Source organism: Brachyspira sp. (genome assembly GCF_050873525.1).
Lineage (GTDB): Bacteria > Spirochaetota > Brachyspiria > Brachyspirales > Brachyspiraceae > Brachyspira.
Genome location: NZ_JBNMIZ010000127.1, coordinates 1 through 7,801, shown reverse-complemented (window position 1 = coordinate 7,801; position 7,801 = coordinate 1). Strand labels below are relative to the sequence as shown.

Sequence of the window (7,801 nt, the reverse complement as noted above, 5' to 3'; positions counted from 1 at the left end):
TTATTAATCTTTTAGTTTATGATTATATAATAAAATTCTATAAAAAGCTAAAAAATTTGGAATTATTTTTTAATTTTAAATAAAATTTACCGTAAATATATATTGTATTGTATTTTTATATTTAATATGATAATAAATTTAAACTTGCTATTTAACATAATTTATAATATAATACAAACAGCAAAAGGGGTTATTATGTCATTTGTTCATTTACATGTTCATACGCAATATTCGATACTTGACGGAGCAGCGCGTATAAAATCGTTATATTCCAAAAAGGATAAAACTAAAAGGCTTATTCCGGGGCTTATAGACAGGGCTAAAGAATTAGATATGCCCGCGATAGCGATAACCGACCATGGAAATATGTTCGGCGTTATGGAATTTTTTTCAGAAGCGAAAGATAAAGGAATAACTCCAATAATCGGCTGCGAATTGTATGTAGCGCCAAAAAGCAGATTCGATAAAAAACTTGAAAGCTCGGAAGAAAAAAGCGCGATGCATTTAATCGTATTGGCAAAAGATAAAGAAGGATACGATAATTTATGCAAATTAGTAACTTTCGGATATACGGAAGGATTCTATTATAGACCGCGGGTTGACCATCAATTAATAGAAAAATATCATAAAGGATTGATATGTTTAAGCGCATGTATGGGAGGCGAAATACCGATAGCGATAAGAAGAAAAGACGGAAAACAGGCTTCACAATTAGCCGAATATTATAAATCTATATTTGGTGAAGATTTTTATATTGAACTTCAAGACCATGGAATGCCAGAAGAAAAATATCTTAACAGCGAATTATATAAATTGGCAAATTCTCATAATATAGAAACGGTTATTACGAACGATGTGCATTATGTTTTGAAAGAAGACGCTAAAGCTCATGAAATACTTCTTGCTATACAAACGAGAGCGAAATTGAGCGATGCTAAAAGATATAAATTCCCAAGTAACGATTTTCATTTGAAAAGCGAAGAAGAAATGATGAAATCTTTTTCCAAACTTCCAAAAGCTTTTGAAAATACGATTAAAATAGCCGAACAATGCAAAGATTTGAATATAATGACAAAAAATTATTATATGCCTTCTTTTGAACTTCCATCGGGCGAAACTGAAACTACCGTTCTTAAAAAAATGTGTCTCGAAGGATTAAATAAATATTATAATAACGATATTCCTAAAGAGGCATTGGAAAGACTTGAAATGGAACTTGCCGTAATATCAAAAATGGGTTTTGAAGGCTATTTTCTTGTAGTTCAGGATTTTATAAATTACGCAAGAAATAACGATATTGCCGTAGGACCGGGAAGAGGAAGCGCCGCGGGTTCTATAGTCGCTTTCGCTACGGGAATTACAAAAGTCAATCCTTTAGATTACGATTTGCTTTTTGAAAGATTTTTGAATCCCGAAAGAAAAAGCATGCCCGATATTGATGTCGATTTTCAGGACGATAAAAGAGATTTGGTAATAGAATATGTTAAAGAAAAATACGGAAACGATAATGTCGCCCAAATAGCAACTTTCGGAACATTAGGCGGACGCTCGGTTATAAAAGATGTTTGCCGAGTAATGGGAATGGATTTAAGCGTTTCGTCAAGATTAGCCGAAAAAGTTCCGCTATCAAATATCAGACTTGCAGATATATACTATGACGAAGAATTTGCCGATTTCAAAAAAGAGATAGATTCGGATAGAGAATTAAAAAATATGTATGAGGTAGCCGTTCGATTGGACGGTTTAATCAGAAATGTCGGACTTCATGCGGCTGGAATCATAATATCGAATAAAGCGATTATGGATTGCGTTCCCGTTTATCAGGATTCCAAAACCAAAACGAGAGCCTGCCAATATGAAATGAATTATGTAGAAAGCGCTGGACTCATAAAAATGGATTTCTTGGGAATTAAGAACTTGAGATTAATAAAAGACGCCGTAGCCGATATAAAAAATCGTTATAATAAAGAAATTGATATTGATAAACTTCCGTTCGATGACCAAGCCGTTTACGAAATTTTTAGAAAAGCGGATACTGGGGGAATATTCCAATTTGAAAGCGCGGGAATGAGGCAGATGCTTTTGAATATTAAACCTACGGAATTTATGGATTTGGTTTCAAGCGTTGCTTTGTTTCGCCCAGGTCCGTTAAAAGCAGGAATGGATAAAGATTATGCCGACAGAAAAAATAAAAGAAAAAATATAGTTTATAAACATCCCGATTTGCAGCCAATACTCGAAGAAAGTCAGGGAGTTCTTATATATCAAGAGCAGATTATGGCTATAAGCAGAGCGATTGGCGGATTCACGGCGGCGGAAGCGGACGATTTAAGAAAGGCTATGGGTAAAAAAATAGTCGAAAAAATGAATTCTATGGAAGCGAAATTTATAGAAGGCGGACTCAAAAACGGATACGATAAAGAATTGCTCGTTTATTTATTCGATACAATGAAAGGTTTTGCAGAATATGGATTCAATAAATCGCATTCTGTTTCTTACGCATTAATAGCTTATCAAGAGGCTTATATCAAGGCGCATTATCCTATGGAATATTATGTAGCTTTGCTTAATACAATGATAGCCGATACGGATAAAATAGCTTTATACTTAAACGAAATTAAACAAAAAAATATAGAAATAGTTACCGCTTCAATATCCGAAAGCGACGCGTTATTTTCTCAAAAAAACGGAAAAATAGTTTACGGATTAAGCGCTGTTAAAGGAGTCGGTTATCAAGCGGCTTTTGCAATTCAAGAAGAGAGAGAAAAAAACGGAGAATATAAAACTTTAGAAGATTTTGCTCAACGAGTAGATTCGCATTTAGTAAATAGAAGAGTTTACGAAGCTTTAATAAAATGTGGGGCTTTCTTGGAATTCGGACATACGGAAAACGCTTTAATATCTTCGCTCGATTCCATATTGGCTCATGCGGCAAATTATCAAAAAGAAACTTTATCGGGACAAACTATGCTTTTCGATTCGGTTTCCGAAGACGATATTGGAGACGCTTCTTTAGTAATTGAAAAACAAATTGAATATGCAAATAATATACTCATGGAAAATGAAAAAGAAGTTTTGGGGTTTTCTTTAAGATTCCATCCTTTTGCAAATTATATAAATAAAATAGATTATAAATATTTTAATAATCTTTTGGAATTGGATAAATTGGAAGACAAATACGAATTTTCAATTCCAGCAGTTATAACAAAAATATACGAATCTATGACTAAAAAAAATACTCCAATGATTACTTTGAATGTTATAGATTTATTTACCGAATCGGTTTTCTATATTACGGCAAAAAATCAAATAGAAAAATATAGAGATATTTTAAACGAACAAACGGCTATTTTAATTAAAGGTAAAAGAGAAAAAAGCAGATTCAACGATAGAATATATAATAATATAATAGAAATAAAAGAACTTGACGCTTATTTGGAAAATAAAAACTTAAAAGAAGTGAAAAGAGATGTAAAAAGAAACGATTTTGAAAATGTCGCTCAAGCAAAACCGATTAAAGCTGAAAATAATAATTCTGAAAATCCGTTTAAAAAAGAAATAAATCATAAAATTCCAGATAACGATTATAATTTTATTAAAAATTCCAATTCGGGCAAAAAACAATTATCTCTTTATATGAATAAAAATATTTTTGACGATATGGATTTATTATGCCTTCAAAACGCGATTTCAAGTAACCCTGGAGATTATACGATTTTCTTAAAATTGAAATCCGAAAGCGGAACGGAAATATTTAAAATAGGCGAAGATTATAAAGTAGAACCAAACGCGAGATTTTTCAACGAAGCAAAAAATTCTTTAAGGTCCTTAATAGAAATCGAATACGCTTAATTTTTGAATATCGAATACGCGTAGCCGATTATAGCCGAAGCCGCCGATACATTTAAAGAATCAAAATCATTTAAAGAATTTATTACCAAACTTCCGTCAGAATTTTTTTTTATAGTTTCTCTCACTCCGCTATGTTCGTTTCCTAATATTATTGCGGTTGGAGAATCGAACTTGAAATTTTCTAAATCTGTCTCTCCTTTTTCGCTTGCATAATATATCCAAAAACCTTTATCTTTCATTTTATCTAATATTCTATTTAAATTCGTTTCAGTTAATATCGGCAAATGATAAGCTGCGCCTTCAGATATTTCATAGACTTTTTCGTTTACCTTAGCGGAATTATCTTTCGGCATTATTATTCCCGCTATTCCGAAAAAATATGCGTTTCTTATGATAGCGCCTAAATTATGAACATCGGTTATGGAATCTAAAATAAATATTAAAGGTTTTCGTTTTTCTTTTAAATCTTTATTCAATAAAATTTTATCCAAAAACAAGTCGATTCCGATTTCAGCGTTTTCTTCAATATCTGCGGCTATAGAATAAACTTTTCCGATTATAGATTCCATTTCTTTTTTATCTACGATTTTTATTTTAATTTTTTTTCTTTCGGCGAATTTTATTATTTCTTTTTCTCTTTTAGACAATGGATATTTTATATATAAAATTTTTACCAATTCTTTTGAAAGCGCTTCCGTTATTGCATTTTTTGAAGTTATAAACATATTTTCTCTTTTTATTTTTTATGATATAGGAATTATAACAAGAATTAATTTTTTTGATATAGTTTTTCTATTTCTTCTTTATATTTTTGCATAATATTAAATCTTTTCATTTTTAACGATTGAGTCAAGAGTCCGTTTTCAATGCTAAATTCTTCATCTATTATAATAATTTTTGAGATGATTTCGTAAGGTCTAAATCCGTTTTTTGAATTAATCAGTCTTTTCAATTCGGACTTTATCAATTTATTAACTTCTGCGGAATTAGTCAAATTATCCAGATTATCATGAATTTTATGCTTTGTAAAATATTCTTTTATATTTTCCAAATTAATTACTATTATCGCTCCCGTTGAAGGTTTGTCCTGTCCTATAAGCATTATTTGGGATATATATTTTGATTCCATAGCTTTATTTTCTATAGGCTGCGGTTCGACATTTTCTCCCGTTAAAAGAACTATCGTTTCTTTCGCTCGTCCCGTCAATACTATTTCGCCTTCTTTAGTATAAGTTCCCAAATCTCCCGAATCAAAAAAATCGTCTTTCTTTGCCGTTTCGGTTAATTCTTTATCTTTATAATATTCTTTAAATACATTCGGACCTTTTATATAGCAAACTCCCATAACGCCGTCTTTACAAACTTCGCCGTTTTTATCTCTTATTTCTATAGTTACTTCTGGAATCGGAGTTCCGCATGTTCCTCTAAAATTTTTGTAGGGCGACCTTAAAGTAACTACGGGCGCCGTTTCAGTTATTCCCCAGCCAACCGCTAAATTTATTCCTGCCGCTTCAATAAAATCTTCAATATACATTGGCAAAGCTCCGCCTCCAGATATAGTTAAACGAAGTCGTCCTCCCGTTAATTCTATTATTTTTTTATAAATTATTTTTTGAGCGAGTTTATGAAAAAAGAAATCGAATAAACCTATTTGATAATCTTTAATTTTATCTTCTTTTCTTTCGTCTCCGATTATATAAATCAAATTATTTTGGTATCTCAAATTTCTTATATATCTTATAGAACCTTTTATTAAAGTTTTCGCAAGTATTTTTGAAAATAAACCTTTTCTGTCAATATTTTTCATTACGGTATTATAAATATTAACCCAAATCGCTGGAACTGAAATAAATATATCGGGCTTCTCTTCTGAAAAATCGCTTTTCAAATCTCTTTTATTCGTTATCGCCGTAAAACATCCCGTTATCGCGGTTACATAAGATATCGTCCTTTCGTAAATATGCCAAATAGGAAGTATGGTTAAAAGTTTCTCTCCGCTTTTTAATTTTATTATGTCGGGCAAAACTCTAACATTGTGAAGAATATTTCCATGCGTCAAAACTACTCCTTTAGGTTTTCCCGTTGTTCCCGAAGTATATATAATCGTGGCAATATTTTCGTTATTTAATTTTTTCGCTTTATTTACCGCAAAATCCTCTTTACCGTTTAATTCCTCTTTTCCCAATTCCAAAAATTTATCGAAAGAATATATATTTTTATCGGGATTATGCATCGAACTGTCTAAAAAAATTATTAAAGACAAATCGTTATGATGTTTTTTTATTTTATCGAACACATATTTATTTTCAACCAATACCGCTTTTGATTCGCTATGTTCAATAATATAATTCAATTCTTCCGAAGTGGAATCGTTTCCTCTCGGAACATCTACCGAACCCAAAGATAAAAGAGCCATATCGCATATAAACCATTCTATTCTGTTTTCGGAAAATATGGCGACATTTTTTGAAGAAAGTCCTTTAATTTCAAAAGCTTTTGCAACGGCGTTTATTTTATCATACAATTCTTTATATTTAATCGTAATTTTCTCTCCGTTATTATCTCTATATCTGTAAGCGGGACTTTGAGGCATTTTTAAAGCGGTTTCAAAATAAGCGCTTGGTATTGAATTATACTCTATCATAAATACATATCCTTAAATAATAAATAAACATAATTTATAGTTAATTATAACTATAAATTGTAAATATTACAAGTTATTTTTTATATATTCGAGGATATTTTCGGTATATTTAGCGGGCGTAAAATCGCAAAGTATTTTTTTCGATGATTCTATTAATTCTATTTTTATATTTTTATCTTTATAGACTTTAAACATCGCGTTTGTAAGCGAATCAATATCGTTCATATCGCAGGAAATCGAATAATCTTTTGCAACTTCATATACACCCGAAAGATTTGATATTATTGAAATGCATGAAGAATAAAGCGCTTCTATTATGGTTAAGCCAAAAGGTTCGTTTATCGCGGGCATAACGAGAGCGTAACTTTTATTTAATAAATCTTTTTTTTCTTCGTCCGAAACATAGCCTTTGAATATTATATTTTTTTCTATTCCAATTTTTTTTGCAAGATTTTTTAATTTTTTTTCATATCTGCCTTTTCCAGCTATTATAAATTTTAAATTTTTATCTTCTATATTTTCAAGTAATTTTTTGAATGCAATTATTCCGTTTTCTAAATTTTTTGGTTTCTCCAATCTTCCAACATAAATAAAATGTTCCGATTTTTCTACGGGCGTTATATTATTTTGAGTGATGCAAGGATAAATGACTTTTGCCTCTCTGCCATAAACTCTTTTAATCGCGTTTTTCGTTCTTTCGCTATTTGCAATTATATAATCAATTTTTTCAACTCCGAGTCTATCGAATCGCATTGTCCATCTTGCGACAATATCCCAAGTTTTTTGAAGTCTTTTATAACTTTTATCATCGCTTCCGTAAAGTCGAACGCTAGGCTCATGGCAATACCAAAAACTTTTCGGCAATTTTTTATTATTTTTTTTAGCCTGATTATAGACGAGTCCATAAAATATCGTTGCTGGGAAATTATGTATAAGAATCGCATCGTAATTTATTAAATTATTCGCCAAATATTTTGCCGTTTTATCAAAAATAAGCGGATTCAAAACAATATCGGTTTTAAACTGTTTTATATAATTTGGAATATTTTCTCTCAATTTGAAAGTATAAATATCGGTTTCAATATTAATATTATGTAAACTTTGAACGGTTGAAAGAATAACATTTTCCGCTCCTCCGTTATAGCCGAAAGTTGGATGCAATATGGCAATTTTTTTAACATTATTAATATTAAACATAAGTTTATGATATTATATTTTATAAAACTTACAAGTATAATTAAAAAATTTATCAATATAAAATTAATTTTTTTCTTAAACGCTTGACAAACTACAAAAAATTTATTA

4 protein-coding genes are annotated in these 7,801 nt (G+C 30.5%); 1 reads left to right on the top strand and 3 read right to left on the bottom strand.

What is annotated here, in order from left to right; genetic code table 11:
- The first annotated feature begins 195 nt into the window (after positions 1–195).
- The gene (gene dnaE / locus ACR0QS_RS08890) at positions 196–3,852 is read left to right on the top strand and encodes a DNA polymerase III subunit alpha (RefSeq protein WP_432633085.1); all 3,657 of its coding nucleotides are present in this window, start codon (positions 196–198) and stop codon (positions 3,850–3,852) included.
- On the opposite strand, the gene rlmB is transcribed toward dnaE, so the two are convergent.
- The 3 genes from rlmB to ACR0QS_RS08875 form a co-directional block, all read right to left on the bottom strand.
- On the bottom strand, positions 3,849–4,577 hold the full coding sequence (rlmB, locus tag ACR0QS_RS08885) for a 23S rRNA (guanosine(2251)-2'-O)-methyltransferase RlmB (protein ID WP_432633084.1): 729 nt from the start codon (positions 4,575–4,577) through the stop codon (positions 3,849–3,851). The genes dnaE and rlmB overlap by 4 nt on opposite strands.
- A 44-nt stretch (positions 4,578–4,621) precedes the next feature.
- Entirely contained in the window at positions 4,622–6,496 is a 1,875-nt protein-coding gene (locus ACR0QS_RS08880; RefSeq protein ID WP_432633083.1) for an AMP-dependent synthetase/ligase, read from the bottom strand.
- Between the two features lie 66 nt (positions 6,497–6,562).
- The gene (locus ACR0QS_RS08875) at positions 6,563–7,693 is read right to left on the bottom strand and encodes a glycosyltransferase family 4 protein (protein WP_432633082.1); all 1,131 of its coding nucleotides are present in this window, start codon (positions 7,691–7,693) and stop codon (positions 6,563–6,565) included.
- Positions 7,694–7,801: the final 108 nt, after the last annotated feature.